17 protein-coding genes are annotated in these 19,700 nt (G+C 58.6%); 6 read left to right on the forward strand and 11 right to left on the reverse strand.

Features of this window, described 5'->3' with window-relative positions; genetic code table 11:
• Positions 1-187 precede the first annotated feature (187 nt).
• The 7 genes from gltA to LSG25_RS09095 form a co-directional block, all read right to left on the reverse strand.
• Complete coding sequence (gene gltA / locus LSG25_RS09065) at positions 188-1,489, reverse strand: citrate synthase (RefSeq protein ID WP_232744329.1); 1,302 nt, start codon at positions 1,487-1,489, stop codon at positions 188-190.
• A 19-nt stretch (positions 1,490-1,508) separates the two neighbouring features.
• The gene (locus LSG25_RS09070; RefSeq protein WP_232744330.1) at positions 1,509-1,769 is read right to left on the reverse strand and encodes a succinate dehydrogenase assembly factor 2; all 261 of its coding nucleotides are present in this window, start codon (positions 1,767-1,769) and stop codon (positions 1,509-1,511) included.
• Positions 1,770-1,781: 12 nt separating this feature from the next.
• Positions 1,782-2,498 (reverse strand): succinate dehydrogenase iron-sulfur subunit, encoded by a 717-nt coding sequence (locus LSG25_RS09075; RefSeq protein ID WP_232744331.1) that lies wholly within the window; start codon positions 2,496-2,498, stop codon positions 1,782-1,784.
• A 13-nt stretch (positions 2,499-2,511) separates the two neighbouring features.
• Entirely contained in the window at positions 2,512-4,290 is a 1,779-nt protein-coding gene (sdhA, locus tag LSG25_RS09080) for a succinate dehydrogenase flavoprotein subunit (RefSeq protein ID WP_232744332.1), read from the reverse strand.
• 3 nt (positions 4,291-4,293) lie between these two features.
• On the reverse strand, positions 4,294-4,677 hold the full coding sequence (sdhD, locus tag LSG25_RS09085) for a succinate dehydrogenase, hydrophobic membrane anchor protein (protein ID WP_232744333.1): 384 nt from the start codon (positions 4,675-4,677) through the stop codon (positions 4,294-4,296).
• Positions 4,677-5,090, reverse strand: coding sequence for a succinate dehydrogenase, cytochrome b556 subunit (gene sdhC / locus LSG25_RS09090; RefSeq protein WP_232744334.1), 414 nt, complete (start codon positions 5,088-5,090; stop codon positions 4,677-4,679). Before sdhC ends, sdhD begins: the two co-directional genes overlap by 1 nt.
• Before the next feature lie 96 nt (positions 5,091-5,186).
• Positions 5,187-5,957, reverse strand: coding sequence for a GntR family transcriptional regulator (locus tag LSG25_RS09095; protein WP_232744335.1), 771 nt, complete (start codon positions 5,955-5,957; stop codon positions 5,187-5,189).
• A gap of 393 nt (positions 5,958-6,350) precedes the next feature.
• On the opposite strand from LSG25_RS09095, the gene LSG25_RS09100 reads away from it, so the two are divergent.
• The 4 genes from LSG25_RS09100 (at position 6,351) to LSG25_RS09115 (ending at position 10,999) form a co-directional block, all read left to right on the forward strand.
• Positions 6,351-7,340 (forward strand): malate dehydrogenase, encoded by a 990-nt coding sequence (locus LSG25_RS09100; RefSeq protein ID WP_232744336.1) that lies wholly within the window; start codon positions 6,351-6,353, stop codon positions 7,338-7,340.
• Positions 7,341-7,448: 108 nt separating this feature from the next.
• Entirely contained in the window at positions 7,449-8,342 is an 894-nt protein-coding gene (prpB, locus tag LSG25_RS09105) for a methylisocitrate lyase (RefSeq protein WP_232744337.1), read from the forward strand.
• 17 nt (positions 8,343-8,359) lie between these two features.
• Positions 8,360-9,523 (forward strand): 2-methylcitrate synthase, encoded by a 1,164-nt coding sequence (gene prpC / locus LSG25_RS09110; RefSeq protein WP_232744338.1) that lies wholly within the window; start codon positions 8,360-8,362, stop codon positions 9,521-9,523.
• 24 nt (positions 9,524-9,547) lie between these two features.
• Positions 9,548-10,999 (forward strand): bifunctional 2-methylcitrate dehydratase/aconitate hydratase, encoded by a 1,452-nt coding sequence (locus tag LSG25_RS09115; protein WP_232744339.1) that lies wholly within the window; start codon positions 9,548-9,550, stop codon positions 10,997-10,999.
• 757 nt (positions 11,000-11,756) lie between these two features.
• Here the strand turns inward: LSG25_RS09115 and LSG25_RS09120 are convergent.
• Genes LSG25_RS09120 through LSG25_RS09130 form a run of 3 tightly spaced genes read right to left on the reverse strand, consistent with a single transcriptional unit; the run spans position 11,757 to position 17,626 of the window.
• A complete protein-coding gene (locus LSG25_RS09120) occupies positions 11,757-13,214 on the reverse strand; it encodes an efflux transporter outer membrane subunit (protein ID WP_232744340.1) in 1,458 nt (485 codons plus the stop codon).
• 2 nt (positions 13,215-13,216) lie between these two features.
• Positions 13,217-16,399 carry an efflux RND transporter permease subunit gene (locus LSG25_RS09125; protein WP_232744341.1) on the reverse strand — a complete coding sequence of 1,061 codons (3,183 nt, stop codon included), beginning with the start codon at positions 16,397-16,399 and terminating at the stop codon, positions 13,217-13,219.
• 15 nt (positions 16,400-16,414) lie between these two features.
• Positions 16,415-17,626 (reverse strand): efflux RND transporter periplasmic adaptor subunit, encoded by a 1,212-nt coding sequence (locus LSG25_RS09130; protein ID WP_232744342.1) that lies wholly within the window; start codon positions 17,624-17,626, stop codon positions 16,415-16,417.
• 430 nt (positions 17,627-18,056) lie between these two features.
• Between LSG25_RS09130 and LSG25_RS09135 the strand changes: the two genes are divergently transcribed.
• Positions 18,057-18,704: a TetR family transcriptional regulator gene (locus tag LSG25_RS09135; protein WP_232744343.1), complete on the forward strand. Its 648-nt coding sequence runs from the start codon at positions 18,057-18,059 to the stop codon at positions 18,702-18,704.
• Between the two features lie 41 nt (positions 18,705-18,745).
• Here LSG25_RS09135 and LSG25_RS09140 read toward each other — a convergent pair whose 3' ends face one another.
• On the reverse strand, positions 18,746-19,090 hold the full coding sequence (locus LSG25_RS09140; RefSeq protein WP_232744344.1) for a hypothetical protein: 345 nt from the start codon (positions 19,088-19,090) through the stop codon (positions 18,746-18,748).
• 209 nt (positions 19,091-19,299) lie between these two features.
• Between LSG25_RS09140 and LSG25_RS09145 the strand changes: the two genes are divergently transcribed.
• The gene (locus LSG25_RS09145) at positions 19,300-19,692 is read left to right on the forward strand and encodes a hypothetical protein (protein ID WP_232744345.1); all 393 of its coding nucleotides are present in this window, start codon (positions 19,300-19,302) and stop codon (positions 19,690-19,692) included.
• Positions 19,693-19,700 lie beyond the last annotated feature (8 nt).

Consider the following 19,700-nt stretch of genomic DNA (forward strand, 5'->3'; position numbering starts at 1 on the left):
GGCGTCTTTATAGAACTACCCGTCCAAAGCAAAGGTATCCACAAAGAATACGCCGTCACAAACAAATGCCTGGCGCCGGATGCGAAATAATAAGGGCACCCACAAGAGGTGCCCCTTCCAAACCACCGGTTCAAATCACAGCCCTGCGGTCCCGCTGGCCGCCCCTAACCGGCAGACTGCCGCGCGATCAGCCGCGCTTGACGTTGCGCGACACCGAACCCGTGTACAACTGACGTGGACGGCCGATTTTGTAGTCAGGGTCGGACAGCATTTCGTTCCACTGGGCAATCCAGCCCACCGTACGGGCCAGCGCGAAAATGGCCGTAAACAGCGAAGTGGGAATGCCAATGGCACGTTGCACAATACCCGAATAGAAATCGACGTTGGGATACAGCTTGCGGTCGACGAAATACGGATCTTCAAGCGCAATACGCTCCAGTTCCATCGCCAGCTTGAACAGAGGATCTTTCTCGAGCCCCAGCGCAGCCAGCACTTCCTTGCACGTTTGCTGCATCAGTTTGGCACGCGGATCATAGTTCTTGTAGACACGATGGCCAAAACCCATCAGGCGCACGCCCGAATTCTTGTCCTTGACCTGCTCCATGAACTCGCCGACTTTCTCGACACCGCCATTGGCTTGCAAGTGCTCGAGCATCTGCAGGCACGCTTCATTGGCACCGCCATGGGCCGGCCCCCACAGGCAGCCCACGCCGGCCGCAATCGCCGCAAACGGGTTGGTGCCCGACGAGCCGCAAAGCCGGACCGTGGAAGTCGAGGCATTCTGTTCGTGATCGGCATGCAAAATGAAAATGCGATCCAGAGCGCGCTCGACCACATCATTGACCTTGTATTCTTCGCAAGGCGTGCCGAACATCATGCGCAGGAAATTGCCGGTATACGACAAATCGTTTTGCGGATAAATATAAGGCTGGCCCTGCGAATACTTATAAGCCATGGCCACCAGGGTGGGCATCTTGGCAATGAGGCGTATGGCCGAAACCTCGCGGTGATGCGGATTGGTGATATCGGTGGAGTCGTGATAGAAGGCAGACAAGGCGCCTACCAGGCCGACCAGGACCGCCATGGGGTGGGCATCGCGCCGGAAGCCGCGCAAAAAGAAATGCAGTTGCTCGTGCACCATGGTGTGGTGCGTAACCAGCGAATCAAAATCGGTTTTCTGCGTGCCATTGGGCAAATCGCCATTCAGGATCAAATAGCAGATATCCATGAAGTCGCAATTTTCGGCGAGCTGGTCAATGGGGTAGCCGCGATACAGCAGCTCGCCCTTGTCGCCGTCGATATACGTGATGGCCGATTCGCAGGAAGCCGTCGCGAGGAAGCCGGGATCATACGTAAACATGCCGGTTTGACCATACAGCTTGCGAATGTCGATCACATCCGGGCCTACCGTACCCTGATAAACAGGAAAATCGATCGGCGCGCTGCCGTCGGAAAACGATAGCGTGGCTTTTTTGTCTGACAGTTGCATTGCATTATTCCTAAAAAAATTACAGCTCTTGCATTTGCGTCACCAATCGACGAATCGCCGGGGTATCGTAGTCTCCCTGAAGCTCCGTGCGAGCCAGCAAGACATCGAGCAATTCGTTATCACCCATTTCAAACAGCTGAGTCAGGGCGGAAACATCGGTGTCAATCAACTGAGATTCATACCGATCCAGGAATCGGGTAATGATCAGGTCATTTTCCAATAAACCTCGACGTGCCCGCCAACGCAGACGGGCACGCTCCAACTCGGACAAGGTACTCATGCGAGCTCTTGTCTAGATCGCACGACGGACCAATAGTTCCTTAATTTTGCCAATCGCGTGCGATGGGTTAAGGCCCTTGGGACAGACGTCGGCGCAATTCATGATGGTATGGCAGCGGAACAGGCGATACGGATCCTCGAGGTTATCGAGACGCGCGCCAGTCGCTTCGTCGCGGCTGTCGGCAATGAACCGATACGCCTGCAACAGGCCGGCAGGTCCGACGAACTTGTCGGGATTCCACCAGAAGGATGGGCAGGCGGTCGAACAGCACGCGCACAGAATGCACTCATACAGGCCATTGAGCTCTTCGCGCGCTTCGGGTGTTTGAAGGCGCTCTTTCTCGGGCGGCGGCTGGTCATTGATCAGGTACGGCTTGATCGAATGATACTGGTTGAAAAAATGGGTCATGTCGACGATAAGGTCGCGAACCACAGGCAAGCCAGGCAAGGGCTTGAGCACGATGGGCTGCTTGAGTTCGAGCAGATTGGTCGTGCACGCCAGGCCATTCTTGCCATTGATATTCATGGCATCGGAACCGCAGACGCCTTCACGGCAGGAACGGCGCAACGCCAGGCTGTCGTCTACGTCGTTCTTGATGCGCAGGATGGCATCCAGCAGCATTTTATCGGTGGGCTGCAGCTCGACTTCGAGCTTCTGCATGTAGGGGCGCTCGTCCTTGTCGGGATCATAGCGGTAGATTTCAAACTTAACGATGCGTTTTTCACTCATTTCGATATCCTGCTCAGAACGTCCGCGATTTCGGTGGGAAGCTGTCTACGGTAAGCGGCGTCAACTGCACCGGCTTGTAGTCGAGACGGCTGCCTTCCGAATACCACAAGGTATGGCGCAACCAATTTACGTCGTCGCGCTCGGGGTGATTGCTGAGCGCATGAGCGCCGCGGCTCTCGGTACGATTGGCCGCCGATTTGGTCGTTGCGCGAGCGACCTCGATCATATTGGTCAGTTCGAGCGCCTCGACGCGGGCGGTATTGAAAACCTTGGATTTATCCTTGAACGAAATATTGGCCACTTGCTGGGCCAGATCTTCGATCTGGGTGACACCTTCGTTGAGCAGATCGAGAGTGCGGAATACGCCGCAATGATGCTGCATGGAGAAACGAATGGCGTTGGCCACGTCCGCGACTTTTTCGCCGGAGTTGCGAGTTTCGAGCTTGTTGACGCGATCCACCGAATAATCGATGGCCGATTGGGGAATCGGCTGATGCGCGTGCTGGCGTTCGGGATGCGAGTCGACAATATGGTTGCCCGCGGCACGGCCGAATACCACCAGGTCGAGCAGGGAATTGGTGCCCAGGCGATTCGCGCCATGCACGGAAACCGCGGCGCATTCGCCGATGGCATACAGGCCGTTGACAACCTTGTTTTCGCCGTTGTACGTGGACACCACCTGGCCGGTGTAATTGGCCGGAATGCCGCCCATCTGGTAATGGATGGTCGGCACGACCGGAATCGGTTCCTTGATGGGATCGACGTTGGCAAACTTGATGGCGATTTCGCGTATCGACGGCAGGCGCTTCTGTATGGTTTCGGCACCCAGGTGATCGAGCTTGAGCACCACATAGTTGCCGTCCGGGCCGCAGCCGCGGCCTTCCTTGATTTCCTGATCCATGGAGCGCGACACGAAATCGCGCGGCGCCAGATCTTTTAATGTAGGCGCATAACGTTCCATGAAACGCTCGCCGTCTTTATTGAGCAGAATCCCGCCCTCGCCGCGCACACCCTCGGTAATCAACACGCCGGCACCGGCCACGCCGGTGGGGTGGAATTGCCAAAACTCCAGGTCCTGCAAAGGCAGGCCGGCGCGAGCCGCCATACCCAGGCCATCGCCGGTATTGATGAAGGCGTTGGTCGATGCGGCCCAGATGCGACCGGCGCCGCCAGTGGCCAGCACCGTAGTCTTGGCCTCGAGTACGTAGATTTCGCCGGTTTCCATTTCCAGAGCCGTTACGCCCAGCACATCGCCGGCTTCATTGCGCAGCAGGTCGAGCGCCATCCATTCGACGAAGAACTGCGTACGGGCCTCCACATTGCGCTGATAAAGCGTATGCAAGAGCGCGTGGCCGGTACGATCGGCCGCGGCACAGGCGCGCTGCACCGGTTTTTCGCCGAAATTGGCCGTGTGGCCGCCAAACGGGCGCTGATAAATCGTGCCGTTGGGATTGCGGTCGAAAGGCATGCCGAAGTGTTCGAGCTCGTACACGGCGTTGGGCGCTTCGCGGCACATGAATTCGATGGCGTCCTGATCGCCCAGCCAGTCGGATCCCTTGATAGTGTCGTACATGTGCCAGTACCAGTTGTCTTCGCTCATATTGGCCAGCGAAGCACCGATCCCGCCCTGGGCGGCCACGGTGTGCGAACGGGTGGGAAACACTTTCGACAGCACGGCAACGGACAAGCCCGCCTGTGCCAGTTGCAATGAGCAACGCATGCCGGCCCCGCCGGCTCCTACGACCACCACATCGAACTGGCGGCGAGGTAGGGAATTTTTGACAGCTGCCACGGTTTATAGGCTCCAGAGAATTTTTGCAAAATAGACAAGCGAACCGACCAGCCAGAGCGCGGTCAGCACTTCCAGCAGCAAGCGCACCCCGGTGGGCTTGGCATAGTCCATCCAGATATCGCGCACGCCTATCCAGGCATGCCAGGCCAGCGACATGAAGGCCAGCGTGGCCAGCAGTTGCCCAAGCGGGATGCCAAGGCAATGGAAGGTAAACAGGTGGCGCCAGCCTTCAAAATCGAGCTTGGATGTAAAGAGGATCCCGACAATCAGGACCAGCGTGTAGACAGCCATGATAATGGCGGTCATGCGCTGGATGAGGAAGTCCCGGGAGCCGTAATGAGCGCCCACGACCAGGCGTTGAGTACCGATGCGTTCTTGAGTCGCCATTACCACGCTCCAAACAATTTAAGGCCAAAAACCACGGTCAGGGCCAGGCTGACGCCAATCACAAGCCCCGCGCTTTTCTGCGCCGAGGCTTTATCGACGCCAATATGCAGATCGATGGTCAGGTAGCGGATGCCGGCACAGAAGTGATGCAGATAACCCCAAATCAGCACCAGCAAGACCAGCTTGCACAGCGGATTGGCGGTCCAGGCCTGCATGGCCGCAAACGATTCGGGCGATGTCACGCTCAGGGCAAACAGAGGTAGGATGACAAGCGGCAAGCACAGGAACAACAAGGCGCCACTGGCGCGATGCAGGATTGAAGATTTACCAGCGAGCGGCAGACGATAGCTCAGGATCTGGGAAATGCTGAGATTGCGAAACTGTGGACGCGGCTTTGAAGCTGAATCGGACATGATGGCCTCGGAGTTATAACAAGTAATTTTGGGCAAAGCACAACCAGCATTTTCGCCTATTTAAGGGATCCGTATCAAATCGGCGAAAAAACCCTATTAATTCAAACTGTTTCTGTAATGGAACCGATCTGTTACATATAATCCCCTACGAATTTCCATGGGCCGATCCCCATAAGTGTAAGAAACTCTCTCCACCTGCAACAAAGGGCTGGCGGGCTTGATTTGCAGCAAGCCCGCCTGTTCTTGATCGGCCGAAACAGCTTTTATTTTTTCGTCGGCGCGCACCATGCTGACGCCGAACTCAGATTCGAACAATGCGTAAAGCGGGCCGCGATAACGGGCCAGCGATTCGGCGGTCAGGCCGCGAAACACCGAACCCGGCAGCCATATGTCGTCGAGTATCGTGGGAACCTGGTCAAATGACAATACTCTACGCAAGTTCACAACCATATCGGCGGCGCGCAGATCAAGCAAATGGGCAATATCGACCGGAGCCTTGACCCGCCGGCACTCCAGGATCTGACTGCCCGATACCGGAGGCTTGCTGTCGTCGGGGGTGAGGCGCAAAAAGCGATAGCGCACCTTGGCCTCGTTGTGAGTCGCGACAAAAGTACCTTTGCCTTGCCGCCGCAGCAATAGGTTTTCGGCCGCCAGCTCGTCGATCGCCTTGCGTACCGTTCCCTGGCTGACCTGAAAGCGCGCAGCCAATTCGAACTCGCTGGGTATGGCCTCGCCCGGTTTCCATTCGCCCCGATCCAGGCTTTGTACCAGCAGACCCCGGATCTGCTGGTACAAAGGACTGAAGGCCGCACTGCCAACAGTACGGTCTGTGTCTGATGCACGGTCGATTGGGGGAATATCGGGCATGGTTCAGGCTTGAAGCAAGCCAAGTGTGATTGTTTGAAACTTCTATTATTATTCTCGCACGCCTGCGCCTTCCTGTCTAACACTCTTCTGTCTTATATAAGATATAAGATCATTGACGTTAACGTCAATTTCGACTACTCTTTTACTCGGTATGTATCAGGCTGGCGGCCGTCGAGTCCCGCCTGAAACATCGCCATGCCGTACGTGCGCGGCTTGTTTCACAGCCAGGCCTTACCTTCAGAGTCGTGCAGCGGCTTGACCCCGTGCTTGCCTGCTCGCCGGGCGGAAAGCGAAGGCAAGCCAGGCAAGGCGTGCGCCCCAAAAAGGCATGTAAAGGAATTAAACTGTCGAGTGTTCTCACTCGCTCAACTCATCACCTTTCGGAGATTGTTCATGTCCAAACCCGCCATGCGTGTCGCCGTCACCGGCGCTGCCGGCCAAATCGGCTACGCCCTGCTGTTTCGCATCGCTTCGGGCGAAATGCTCGGTAAAGATCAGCCGGTAATCCTTCAGCTTCTCGAAATCCCCGACGAAAAAGCACAAAAGGCGCTCAAAGGCGTCATGATGGAATTGGACGACTGCGCCTTTCCGCTGCTCGCCGGCATGAGCGCGCATAGCGATGCCCGCGAGGCATTCAAAGACGTCGATGTCGCCCTGCTGGTTGGCGCACGTCCGCGCGGCCCGGGCATGGAACGCAAAGACCTGCTTCACGTCAATGCCCAGATTTTCACGGTTCAGGGCAAAGCGCTCAATGATGTCGCCAGCCGCAACGTCAAAGTGCTGGTCGTGGGCAATCCGGCCAACACCAACGCTTATATCGCCATGAAGTCGGCACCCGACCTGCCGGCCAAGAACTTCACGGCCATGCTGCGGCTGGATCACAACCGCGCCCTGTCGCAATTGGCGGCCAAATCGGGCAAACCGGTTGCCGATATCGAAAAACTCATCGTCTGGGGCAATCATTCGCCCACGATGTATCCCGATTTCCGCTATGCCACGATAGGCGGCCAAAGCCTGACCAAGCTTATCAACGATGACAAATGGAACCGCGAAGTCTTTATTCCTACAGTAGGCAAGCGCGGCGCCGCCATCATCGAGGCGCGCGGCCTGTCCTCGGCGGCTTCGGCAGCCAATGCCGCGATCGACCACGTACATGATTGGGTCCTGGGCACACAGGGCAAATGGGTCACCATGGGGATCCCTTCCGACGGTTCCTACGGCATTCCCAAAGACATCATCTACGGCGTGCCGGTTACCACGGCAAACGGCGAATACACGCGCATCGAGGGCCTGGAAATCGATGCTTTCTCGCGCGAACGCATGGACTTCACTCTCAAAGAGCTGCTCGAAGAACGCGACGGCGTACAAGAATTGCTCAAGTAAGCCGTTCTGCAAAGGCCCCTTGATGCGGGCCTTTGTTTTTCATGGCCGCCACTGTTTCATATCAACCGACCGCTGCGCACATCTGCCCGGCCTTCTCCGGAGACTCGCATGACCCGACCCGCCTCGCCCGGCGCCCTGTTTCGCCAGGCACTTAAAGAAGAACAACCGCTGCAAATCATGGGCACCATCAATGCCAACCATGCGCTGCTGGCACGGCGCGCGGGATATCGCGCCATTTACCTTTCGGGCGGAGGCGTAGCGGCCGGATCGCTGGGCCTGCCCGACCTGGGCATCAACACGCTCGACGATGTACTGACCGACGTGCGCCGCATCACCGATGTCTGCGACGTTCCGCTTGTCGTCGATATCGATACCGGGTTCGGGCCTTCCGCCTTCAACATTGCCCGCACCGTCAAAAGCCTGATCAAGTTCGGCGCCGCGGCCTGCCATATCGAGGATCAGGTCGGCGCCAAGCGCTGCGGCCATCGACCCGGAAAAGAAATCGTCTCGACGCAGGAAATGGCCGATCGCGTCAAGGCGGCGGTCGATGCCCGCACCGACTCCGATTTCTTCATTATTGCGCGCACCGACGCCATTGCCGTCGACGGCGTCGACGCTGCGCTGGACCGGGCCCACGCCTGCGTTGCCGCCGGCGCGGACGCCATTTTCGCCGAAGCATCCTACGACCTGGCCACCTACGAACGTTTTGCAAAAGCGCTCAATGTTCCCATATTGGCCAACATTACCGAATTCGGCAAAACGCCCCTGTTCAGCGTGCCCGAACTGGCCGGCGCCGGTGTCGGCATGGTGCTGTATCCCTTGTCGGCCTTCCGCGCCATGAACAAGGTAGCCGAAACCGTCTACCAGGCCATACGCCGCGACGGCCACCAGAAAAACGTGATCGATCTGATGCAAACCCGCGACGAGCTCTACGACCGTATCGGCTACCACGCATTCGAATCCAAGCTTGACGCACTCTTCCAGCAAGGCAAATCCAAGTAACTTTCAGGAGTTGAGACATGGCTACGACAGTTTCAAAAACCAATCCCGGCTTTAAACCCAAAAAATCCGTTGCACTCTCCGGCATCGTCGCCGGCAATACCGCCCTGTGCACCGTAGGACGCAGCGGCAACGATTTGCACTACCGCGGCTACGACATCCTGGATATCGCCGAAGCCTGCGAATTCGAGGAAATCGCCCATCTGCTGGTCCATGGCAAGCTGCCAACCAAGCCCGAGCTGGCGGCCTACAAGCAAAAATTGCGCAGCCTGCGCGGCCTGCCGGCGCAATTGCAAACCGCCCTCGAAGCGCTGCCCGCGGCCAGCCACCCCATGGATGTCATGCGCACAGCGGTTTCGGTGCTGGGCTGCGTGCTGCCCGAGAAAGACGATCACAACTTGCCCGATGCACGCGATATCGCCGACCGCCTCATGGCCAGCCTGGGGTCCGCCCTGCTCTACTGGTATCACTACAGCCACAATGGGCGCATCATCGACGTCCATACCGACGACGACAGCATAGGCGGCCATTTCCTGCACCTGTTGCACGGGGTCGCGCCCAGCGACGACTGGGTGCGTGCCATGCACACCTCGCTCACACTCTATGCGGAGCATGAGTTCAATGCCTCGACGTTTGCCAGCCGCGTCATCGCCGGCACCGGCTCCGACATGTACTCGGCCATCGCCGGCGGCATCGGCGCGCTGCGCGGCCCGAAACACGGGGGCGCCAACGAAGTCGCCTTCGAAGTGCAGAAACGCTACGACTCGCCCGACGAGGCCGAGGCCGACATACGGCGCCGCGTCGAGAACAAGGAAGTCATCATCGGCTTCGGCCACCCGGTGTACACGGTCTCTGATCCGCGCAATCAAATCATCAAGGATGTGGCCCGCAAGCTGTCCAAAAAGCAGAGCAATATGAAAATGTTCAATATTGCCGAGCGGCTCGAAACCGTCATGTGGGACGCCAAGAAAATGTTCCCCAACCTGGACTGGTTCTCGGCCGTTTCCTACCACATGATGGGCGTGCCCACCGCGATGTTTACACCGCTGTTCGTGATTGCCCGTACCGCGGGCTGGTCGGCCCACATCATCGAGCAACGCGTCGACAACAAGATCATCCGGCCTACCGCCAACTATGTCGGCCCCGAAGACCAGAAATTCGTGCCCCTCGATAAACGCAAATAATTTTTAGCCATCCAGGAAATCCTTATGTCCGCGCATATTTCCAATGTACGCCCCGCACCGGATCAGGTGCTGGTCGATATCGTCGACTACGTACTCAATTACCAGATCAAAAGCGAGCTGGCTTACGACACAGCTCGCAATTGCCTGATCGACACGCTCGGCTGCGGCCTCGAAGCGCTGGAATACCCGGCGTGCAGAAAACTGCTCGGCCCTATCGTGCCCGGTACCGTCGTGCCCAACGGCGCCAAAGTCCCCGGCACTCAATTCCAGCTCGACCCCGTGCAAGCGGCCTTCAATATCGGCGCCATGATCCGCTGGCTCGATTTCAACGACACCTGGCTGGCCGCCGAATGGGGCCATCCGTCGGACAATCTGGGCGGCATCCTGGCCACCGCCGACTGGCTGTCGCGCAACGCCGTGGCCATGGGCAAGGCGCCCCTGCTCATGCGCGACGTTCTCACCGGCCTGATCAAGGCGCACGAAATCCAGGGCTGCATTGCGCTGGAAAATTCCTTCAACAAGGTGGGCCTGGATCATGTGGTGCTCGTCAAAGTCGCCTCTACGGCGGTGGTCTCGCAGATGCTGGGCCTGAATCGCGACGAAACCATCAATGCGGTCTCGCTGGCCTGGGTCGACGGCCAAAGCCTGCGTACCTACCGCCACGCGCCCAATACCGGCAGCCGCAAGAGCTGGGCCGCCGGCGATGCGACCAGCCGCGCGGTACGCCTGGCGCTTATCGCCAAGACCGGTGAAATGGGCTACCCCTCGGTCCTGTCGGCCAAGACCTGGGGCTTCTACGATGTGCTGTTCAAAGGCCAGGCTTTCAAGTTCCAACGGCCCTATGGCAGCTATGTGATGGAAAATGTGCTGTTCAAAATATCGTTCCCGGCTGAATTCCATTCGCAGACCGCGGTGGAATGCGCCATGGACATCCATCAAAAGCTTGAAAAGGCGGGTAAAGCCGCTACCGATATCAAGCGGATCACCATACGCACCCATGAGGCGTGCATCCGCATCATCGACAAGAAAGGCCCGCTGAGCAATCCGGCCGACCGGGATCACTGCATCCAGTACATGGTGGCCGTTCCAGTCATATTCGGCCGCCTGACCGCGGGCGACTACGAAGACGCCATCGCCGCCGATCCCCGCATCGACGCGCTGCGCGACAAAATCGTGTGCGTGGAAGATCCGGCCTTCACCAAGGATTATCACGATCCGGAAAAACGCTCGATCGCCAACGCACTGACCGTCGAATTCAATGATGGAAGCAAGCTCGACGAAATCGTGTGCGAATATCCGATTGGCCACAAACGTCGCCGCAAAGATGGTATTCCGCTGCTGGAAGCCAAGTTCCGCACCAATCTGGCGCGTCAATTTCCCGCCAGGCAGCAACAACGGATACTCGAAGCTTCGCTGGACCAGAAAACCCTTGAAAACATGCCGGTGCACGAGTACGTAGATCTGTATGTAATTTAAAGGGCGAAAGAAAACACGCCAGCTCATTTTTGGTTCTAGTGTGTTTACGGCATTGGATGCGTTTCAGTGGCTTTCGTTTTGAGCCGTTTTTGGGCTTGATCTGTGGCTTTGGACGGTGCGTTGCTGTGTTTGCTGTGTAGGCGGCGGTTAATTCTATAAAGACGCCGCAGGGTGGGCGGTGCTGTGTAGTCCGGCACGTCCAGCGGTCGGCTAGCTACGCTAGCCGACTACCCGGGTCTGCCTCGTCCAGGCGGGCGTCGGGCCAACTCGCGTCGCCCCGCGATGCGGGGCGCCACTCAGACAGGGCCCGCCGAAAGCCCCCGCCTTCCCTTCGTCAGCACCCGGCGCTGGACTACCGCCGGACTACACAGCACCGCCCACCCTGCGGCTTGCGTTGAGGCAATGCATCGAGAAGAAGCATTGGGGTCATGCATCGAGGTATACCTTGGGCCGGCAAGTTCATTCCAGGCATGCCATTACGCGAGCCGTCTATCGGGGCTTGGGGTCAGGACCGGCGTAAGGCGTGCGCCGGATGCTACCGTAGGGAAGGCGGGGGCTTTCGGCGGGCCATGTTTGAGCGTAGCCGCGCCAGCGGCGTAGCGAGTTTGGCCCGACGCCCGCCTGGACGAGGTAGATCCGGATCAAGCACGCCGTGCCGGACCTGACCCCAAGCCCCGATAGACGGCGTCTTTAAATACCAAAGCTACCACCGAATGCCACAAACAAAATGCTGCAAACAACTCGAACCAAAAACACTCTAGCTACCTGCGTCGGCAGGCAACGGCGTATCGCCGGTGTGCTCGATCCAACCGCCTCCCAGATACTGATAAAGGTCGACCAAATTGGCCAGACGCTGCATCCGGGCGGTAATCAACGTTTGCTGCGCCGTATATAAATCGGTCTGTGCCGTCAACACAGTCAGGTAGCTGCTCGCACCATTCTTGTACAACAGGTTCGACAAATCGAGCCTGCGCTGTTGCGTAGCGACAAAACGCTGCAAAGAAGCGATCTGATTATCGTAGGTGCCGCGGGCGGCCAAGCCATCGGAGACTTCGCGAAACGCCGTCTGGATCGCTTTTTCATACTGCGCGATCGCCACGTTCTTCTCCAGGTGAGCAACATCCAGCCTGGCCAGATTGGTCCCCGCATCGAAAATCGGCAGCGTAATCTGCGGCGCGAAAGACCAGGCGGCCGACCCCGCCTTGAACAGCCCTCCCAAAGACGCACTCTCGGTGCCAAACTGGCCGGTCAATGCAATTCGGGGGAAAAATGCAGCACGTGCCGCTCCGATATTCGCATTGGCGGCGCGCAGCGTCTGTTCGGCCTGGATAATATCCGGGCGCCGCGTCAAGAGATCCGACGGCAGCCCTGCCGGCACATCGGCCAGAATACGTTGGTCATCAAGCCCAAGAGAAGGCGGAAGGTCTGCCGGCAAAGGTTCTCCAACCACCAGTATCAATGCATTCTCGGCCTGCGCGCGCAAGCGCATCTGAACCGCGAGATTGGCCCGGGCCTGCTCGGCGACGCCCTCCGCCTCGCGCAGGTCCAGCTCGGAGCCCGCGCCCACGTCGAATTTCAGCTTCGCCAATTTGTAGGATGCGTCCGCGGTGCGCAGAGTTTCGCGAGTAATCTTGAGCTGCTCATCATAGGCGAGCACCGCCAGGTATTGATCCGCCACTTGCGAAACCAACGAAATTGCCGCGGCCTTGCGTGCCTGCGCCGTTGCCAGGTATTGCGCCAGAGCCTGGGCTTTCAGACTGCGGACGCGGCCCCAGAAATCAAGCTCCCACGACGCCGCGCCCAGGCCCACCGAGTACACATTGGTGATCGTTTGCCCGGACGACGACAAATCCTCAGGCACGCGTGATTTGCTCTGGCCGGCCGTAGCGTTGACGTTCGGAAACAAACCGGCGCGCACGATCCGGTATTGGGCGGCCGCCTCCTGGACGCGCAGGGCGGAAACCCGCAGATCGCGGTTGTTGGCAAGCGCCAGTTCAATCAGTTTGCGCAGCCGCGGTTCGCCGAAAAAATCGCGCCAGCCTATGTCGGCGGCCGGCAGAGCCTGCGCGCCGGAAGCCGGTTCGGCGCGATAGGCCGGGCCTGTGGGAAAATGTGCGGCAACCGGCAATGCCGGCCGCTCGTATTTCGGTTCGAATGAACAGCCGGCAAGCAAGGCGGCGGCCGAGACAATGATGGGCAGTGAAAACGCGCGCATGGTCAATGTCCTTGATTATCCGAATCGCTGCCGACCGGAATCGCGCGATCGGCAGGAGGCGCATCGGCCGAACGCGTCAGCGTGTTCTTGGAAAATCGTTCGCGAATCACGACAAAAAACATCGGTATCATGAAAATCGCCAGGAAGGTCGCTGTCATCATGCCGCCGATCACGGCGGTGCCAATCGCATGCTGGCCCCCCGAACCCGCGCCGTTGCTGATGGCCAGCGGCAGCACGCCAAGGATGAAGGCCATCGATGTCATCAGGATCGGACGCAGCCGCAGGCGCGCCGCCTCCATCGCCGCCGCGGCGGCTGTCATGCCCTGGCTCTGCAGCACTTTCGCAAACTCCACGATCAGGATGGCATTTTTCGCCGACAGCCCTACCGTGGTCAGCAAACCGACCTGGAAATACACGTCATTCGACAGCCCACGGCCCGTTGCCGCCAGCAGAGCGCCGATAATGCCCAGGGGCACCACCATGATGACCGAGAACGGAATCGACCAACTTTCGTACAGCGCGGCCAAGGCCAGGAACACGACGAGAATCGAAATGGCGTAAAGAAGAGGCGCCTGGGAACCGGACAGCCTTTCCTGGAACGAGATGCCGGTCCATTCATAGCCTATTCCGGCAGGCAGGGCGTCGGCAATTTTCTGGATTTCGTCCATGGCTTCGCCCGTGCTTCTTCCCGCCGCCGGACTGCCCTGGATTTCCATCGACGACACACCGTTGTAACGCTCGAGTTTGGGCGATCCATAGGTCCACTTGCCGGTGGCGAAGGACGAAAACGGCACCATCGTTCCCTGCATATTGCGCACGTACCAGCGGTTCAGGTCGCCTGGATTCATGCGGAACGGTGCATCCCCTTGCACGTACACCCGTTTGATCCGATTATCGGTATCGAGAAAATTATTGACATAGGAAGACGCCCAGGCGATGGAAAAGGTCTGGTCTATGGAGGGCAGCGCCACACCCAGCGCGCTGGCCTTTTCCCGATCGATATTGACGCTGAACTGCGGCTGATCGTCCAGGCCGTTGGGACGCACCCGTGTCAACAGGGGATTTTTGGCGGCTTCGGCCAGCAATTTATTGCGCGCGGCCATCAGGGCGTCATGGCCCAGGCCTCCCCGGTCTTCCAGCTCGAAATCGAAGCCCGAAGCCGTTCCGAGTTCCGGTATGGGAGGCGGATTGATAGGAATGATCACCGCATTTTTATAGCTTGAAAAATGCTCGAAGAGCCGTCCGACGAGGGCCTGCACCTTGTCCTTTGCCGCCGCGCGCTCTTCCCAATCCTTTAGACGCACGAACACCAGGCCTGAATTCTGGCCACGCCCGGCGAAATTGAAGCCGGCGATTTCGAAGGTGGATTCGACCACGGCCTTCTCGGTATCAAGAAGATAATGGCTGACATCGTCGAGCGCCGTTTGCGTGCGTTCCAGGGTCGCGCCCGGCGGGGTCTGCACCTGGATCAGCAAATCGCCCTGGTCCTCATCGGGCAGGAACGAGGTGGGCAGACGCATGAACAGAAAGCCTATGACCACGAACATCAGGCCATACAAGAGCAGCCAGCGGCGCGGACGCTTGATCACGCGCTCAACGCCGGAATGATATTTCTGCCGGCTGTTGTCGAACGTGCGGTTGAACCATCCGAAGAACCCGGTCTTCTCCATGTGATGGCCCTTGGGAATCGGCTTGAGCAAGGTCGCGCAAAGCGCCGGCGTCAGGATCAACGCCACCAGCACCGACAAAACCATGGCCGCCACGATGGTCAATGAGAACTGCCTGTAGATGGCGCCGACCGAGCCTCCCGAGAACGCCATGGGCACGAACACCGCCGACAGGACGAGCGCCACCCCCACCAGCGCTCCGGTGATTTGCCCCATTGCCTTGCGCGTGGCGTCGCGCGGCGAAAGCCCTTCTTCGGCCATCACCCGCTCGACGTTTTCCACCACGACGATGGCATCATCGACCAGCAGGCCGATGGCAAGCACCATCCCGAACATGGACAAGGTATTGATTGAAAAACCCACCATCGCCATGATGCCGAACGTGCCAAGCAGCACCACCGGCACCGCGATCGTCGGAATCAGCGTTGCCCTGAAATTCTGCAGGAACAGGTACATCACCAGGAAAACCAGTACTATGCCTTCGAACAAGGTCTTGACCACTTCCTGAATGGAAATCCTCACGAACGGAGTCGTGTCGTACGGATACTTGACCTCCAGGCCTGGCGGAAAATACTTGGAGAGCTCCCCGACGCGGGCGCGCACCAGATCGGCGGTTTGCAGGGCGTTGGCGCCGGTGGCCAGTTGTATGCCCAGGCCGGCGGCCGGCACGCCGCTGTACTTGGTGTCGAAGTTGTAGTTTTCGCCGCCCAGTTCAAGCCGCGCCACATCCTTGATGCGCACTTGCGACCCGTCCGGATTGACCTTCAACAGTACATTGCCGAACTCTTCGGTCGTGCGCAGCAATGTCGCCTCGCTGATGGTCGCCGTCAGCATCTGGCCCTTCACCGATGGCGCCCCGCCCAACTGGCCCGCCGGAACCTGGACGTTCTGGCCTTGCAGCGCGGTGACCACGTCCACCGGCGTCAGGTTCACGCGAGCCAGTTTGTCCGGATCCAGCCAGATGCGCATGGCATATTGAGTGCCGAACACGCTGACCGTGCCGACACCGCTGACACGGCTGACAGGATCCTGCACGCGCGAGGCCAGATAGTTCGCCAAGTCGTATTTCGTCATGCTGCCGTCGGCGGAAACGAATGCCAATACCATCAGGAAACTGCTGCTTGATTTCGAGACTTTGACGCCGGCCTGCTGAACGGCCTGGGGCAAAAGAGGCGTGGCCAGTTGCAACTGGTTCTGCACCTGCACCTGAGCCACGTCGGGGTTGGTGCCCGCCGTAAAGGTAAGGGTAATCACGGCGGCGCCGGAATCGTCGCTGGTGGACGACATGTATTGCAAATGATCCAGACCGTTCATCTGCTGCTCGATCACTTGCGTGACCGTGTCTTCGACGGTCTGGGCCGAGGCGCCGGAATAGTTGGCGCGTATCTGCACCGCGGGCGAAGCGATCGTCGGGTATTGCGAAACCGGCAGGGTCGTTATCGACAAGCCGCCGGCAAGCATCAGGACTATGGCGATCACCCACGCAAAAATGGGGCGGTCAATAAAGAAATTGGCCATGAAACAGGCTCCCGGTTAATGCGCTGGGGTCGAGGATGAGGGCCTGGGCGGCGGATTGGGCGCGGCCGAACCGGAAACCGCCGCCGGTGTCGCCAATTGTTCAACCGCCTTCACCGTGACACCCGGCTGGACCTTCTGGACGCCGGCGACAATAACCCGGTCGCCCGGTTCCAGACCGCTGTCGACAACCCAGTTGGGGCCTTCCACGCGGCTCGTGACCAGCGAGCGCAGCTCAACTTTGTTATCCGGCCCCACGACAAGCGCCGTGGGGAAGCCTTTGGCGTCGTGGGTGATTCCAACCTGCGGCACCAGCATCGCACGATCATTGATGCCTTCCTGCAGGCGAGCATGTACAAACAGGCCCGGCAGCAGCACTTTCCTGGGATTTGGAAAGACAGCGCGCAGCCTCACGCTCCCTGTGGTCTGGTCGACCGTGATATCGGCAAATTCCAGCCTGCCCTCCAGCGGGTAGACAGACCCATCATCCAGCACCAGTTGCACCTTCGCGGCATTAAGCCCGGCCGGCTGCAACTGGCCGTTAGCCAGTTCGCGGCGCAGGCGCATCAGGTCGACAGTCGACTGGGTAACGTCCACATAAATCGGATCGGTCTGCTGGACGGTCGCCATCAGGGTCGCCGCACTTGCCTGTACATAAGCACCCTGCGTCACACTGGAGACGCCAATGGTGCCGGTGATGGGCGACGTCACATCGGTATAGCCCAGATTGATCCGCGCGATTTCGAGAGCCGCCTTGCCTGTGGCGACGTCCGCGGCAGCCTGCTTTTGCGCTGCCACCGCGTTGATGTAGTCCTGTTTGCTGATCGCATTGGCCGCCACCAGTACCTTGTCGCGGGAAGCCAGGGCGGAAGTCGAGGCAAGGTTCGCCTGCGCCTTCTGCAAGCTCGCTTTGGCGCTGTCAAGCGCGGCCTGATAAGGCGCGGGGTCGATCTTGTACAGACGCTGACCGGCAGTGACATGGCTGCCTTCCTTGAATTCGCGGCTCAAAACGATACCATCGACTCGCGCCCGCACCTGGGCAACCAGGTAGGCCGATGTGCGACCAGGCAACTCGCTGCTGACCGCCACACTTTGGGGGTGCACGGTAATGACGCCTACCTCTAATGGCTGCGGCGTCGGCGGCGACGTCTTCTCACAACCTGCCAGCGCCAGCACTATGACCGCAGCAAAACCATAAACCGACTTCAACGGAATCTGACCGAAACGCATGGAGCAACCTCTATGCCTAGGCTGAGTAGTTAGGTAAAAAAACTGGCACGCTCGTACCGCGGAGACCCAAATCCCGCGTAATGCGTTCGTGGATAGCTGATCGAAATCCGGCGCGGGCTCGCCAGCCGCGCCATGGGTCAGGAAGTACGCCACCCCGCGACGTCTGCCGGATGAAACGCAGCGCGCCGGGCCGTGAGCAAGTACTCGTCACGACCCGGCGGCAGGCGATAAAGGCTACATAATGCACAACAGCCGAAACTGACACGATCTATTCGATCTTCGGCCGCCATTATATATACATTCAGTATTGAAGGTAAAGGCTAAAAAAATAATATAATCACGATTTTCATCCAGCAAAAAATGAAAACCGAAGCGGGGAACCGGTGCATCGCTTACGCCGCACTTTCCGGCTTGCCAGGTATAGGCAGAAATGGTCCGACGCACTAAGGAAGAGGCGATCGAAACCCGTAACCGGATACTCGATACCGCTGAACATATATTTCACGAAAACGGGGTGTCCCGCACGTCGCTGGAACATATTGCCCGAGCCGCAGGCGTTACGCGCGGCGCCATCTATTGGCACTTCAAGAACAAGGCCGATTTGTTCACAGTCATGTTCGACCGGATTCGCCTGCCCATGGAAACCATGATCGAGAGGTGTCGCGATAACGACCCGGACAACGATCCAGTCGGTACCTTGCGTAAAATTTTTACATTAGTGCTGCGCGAAACCGCCCGCAATCCGCAGCGCCGCCGTGTACTCGAAATCCTGTTTCACAAATGCGAATACACCGATGAAATGGGCTCCGTGATAGAGCGCCACCAGGAAGCTTGCGCGGACGGCCGGGAGCGCATTGAACATAGTTTGCGCAGCGCGGTCGCTCTCGGGCAACTGCCAGTCGATCTCGACACCAGGCGGGCGGCCGTATTGCTGCATGCCATGATTACCGGCCTGATGGGCGATTGGCTATTCATGCCCGAAAGCTTCGACCTGGAAGCCAACGCCGCCATCATGGTCGACAGTTTCTTCGACATGTTGCGGCTGAGCTCTACCCTGCGCACACCCCCGGGGGCGTAGCCCGGCACTCGGCGCCGGGACACCCCGTTGATGAACCTGGATCAGTTAACGATGTTCCAGCTGGCACCCTTGGCGCCTTCCTCGCGAAAATTCAGGAGCACCGGATATTGCTTGCCGCAGCCATCGACCACCCACTGCTCTTGCCACGCACGCGAACCGGCCTGGCCGCTGGGTTTTTGCATTACATAAGGCTGGTAGCGCTGCGGGTTGCTGCAACCGAGAGTGTGAACCTTGGCCGTAACCCCTGCCAGAGCATCTTTCGCCAAGATCTGATTCGCATAACTGCCCTGCTCCAAGGCATGGGCGGGCATGCCGGCGTGCGCCACCCCCAGGGCACCCATCGCCATCGCGCTCGCCGCCAGCAATTTACATGAAAATTTTTGCATGGTGTTACCTCCCGTCAAAGTGAAAAGCCTGGAATTGAACCAGCACATTGCCAGCAACCTGCACGTGCACTATGATCGCCGCCAGAGCAGGCCGCTAAAAACCAGTATAGTGGGCCTGATTCAGCATACAAGCCCTGCACACAAGCTTTTACAATGGCTCGCGCTTGGCCACATTTTGCCCAACACCCTGTATCGTTTTCGCCCGACCTATGTTCAATTCCATCTATGCCTACGTCGTTCCCTTCGTGTTCAGCGTGTTCGTCGCGTGCTTTCTGGCTTCGCTGATTTCCGGACTGACGATCATTCTGTTCAAGCTTCGAAAAACCAACGAACTGTTTCAGCATCCCTACCTGAAACAGCAAGCCTTCGAACGCTATTCTCTGTCCATTCGCTTATCGATACTGATGGATTATTTCTTCCGCATCAGCTTGCCCAACAGCCGCTTCTGGCTGATAGGCGACGCCAATCGCATGCTTCAGCACGTCGATCCCAAAAGCATCCCGTCCGGCATCAAATGGCCACTTATCGGCCTGTGGGGCGGCTGCTATGTCGGTCTGATTGCAATGGTAGTGCTGTGGTCGTTCCTGCTTCTAAAAATGTAACGCCTAGA

Source organism: Paralcaligenes sp. KSB-10 (assembly GCF_021266465.1).
GTDB lineage: Bacteria > Pseudomonadota > Gammaproteobacteria > Burkholderiales > Burkholderiaceae_B.

What these genes read in the sequence shown, in the direction of transcription:
- prpC (WP_232744338.1), top strand. Translation starts at nt 8,360, where the DNA reads ATGGCTACGACAGTTTCAAAAACCAATCCCGGCTTTAAACCCAAAAAA.
- sdhD (WP_232744333.1), bottom strand. Translation starts at nt 4,677, where the DNA reads ATGGCGACTCAAGAACGCATCGGTACTCAACGCCTGGTCGTGGGCGCT.
- LSG25_RS09075 (WP_232744331.1), bottom strand. Translation starts at nt 2,498, where the DNA reads ATGAGTGAAAAACGCATCGTTAAGTTTGAAATCTACCGCTATGATCCC.
- LSG25_RS09130 (WP_232744342.1), bottom strand. Translation starts at nt 17,626, where the DNA reads ATGCGTTTCGGTCAGATTCCGTTGAAGTCGGTTTATGGTTTTGCTGCG.
- LSG25_RS09125 (WP_232744341.1), bottom strand. Translation starts at nt 16,399, where the DNA reads ATGGCCAATTTCTTTATTGACCGCCCCATTTTTGCGTGGGTGATCGCC.
- LSG25_RS09120 (WP_232744340.1), bottom strand. Translation starts at nt 13,214, where the DNA reads ATGCGCGCGTTTTCACTGCCCATCATTGTCTCGGCCGCCGCCTTGCTT.
- LSG25_RS09115 (WP_232744339.1), top strand. Translation starts at nt 9,548, where the DNA reads ATGTCCGCGCATATTTCCAATGTACGCCCCGCACCGGATCAGGTGCTG.
- LSG25_RS09100 (WP_232744336.1), top strand. Translation starts at nt 6,351, where the DNA reads ATGTCCAAACCCGCCATGCGTGTCGCCGTCACCGGCGCTGCCGGCCAA.
- LSG25_RS09070 (WP_232744330.1), bottom strand. Translation starts at nt 1,769, where the DNA reads ATGAGTACCTTGTCCGAGTTGGAGCGTGCCCGTCTGCGTTGGCGGGCA.
- LSG25_RS09145 (WP_232744345.1), top strand. Translation starts at nt 19,300, where the DNA reads ATGTTCAATTCCATCTATGCCTACGTCGTTCCCTTCGTGTTCAGCGTG.
- LSG25_RS09095 (WP_232744335.1), bottom strand. Translation starts at nt 5,957, where the DNA reads ATGCCCGATATTCCCCCAATCGACCGTGCATCAGACACAGACCGTACT.
- sdhC (WP_232744334.1), bottom strand. Translation starts at nt 5,090, where the DNA reads ATGTCCGATTCAGCTTCAAAGCCGCGTCCACAGTTTCGCAATCTCAGC.
- prpB (WP_232744337.1), top strand. Translation starts at nt 7,449, where the DNA reads ATGACCCGACCCGCCTCGCCCGGCGCCCTGTTTCGCCAGGCACTTAAA.
- LSG25_RS09135 (WP_232744343.1), top strand. Translation starts at nt 18,057, where the DNA reads ATGGTCCGACGCACTAAGGAAGAGGCGATCGAAACCCGTAACCGGATA.
- gltA (WP_232744329.1), bottom strand. Translation starts at nt 1,489, where the DNA reads ATGCAACTGTCAGACAAAAAAGCCACGCTATCGTTTTCCGACGGCAGC.
- LSG25_RS09140 (WP_232744344.1), bottom strand. Translation starts at nt 19,090, where the DNA reads ATGCAAAAATTTTCATGTAAATTGCTGGCGGCGAGCGCGATGGCGATG.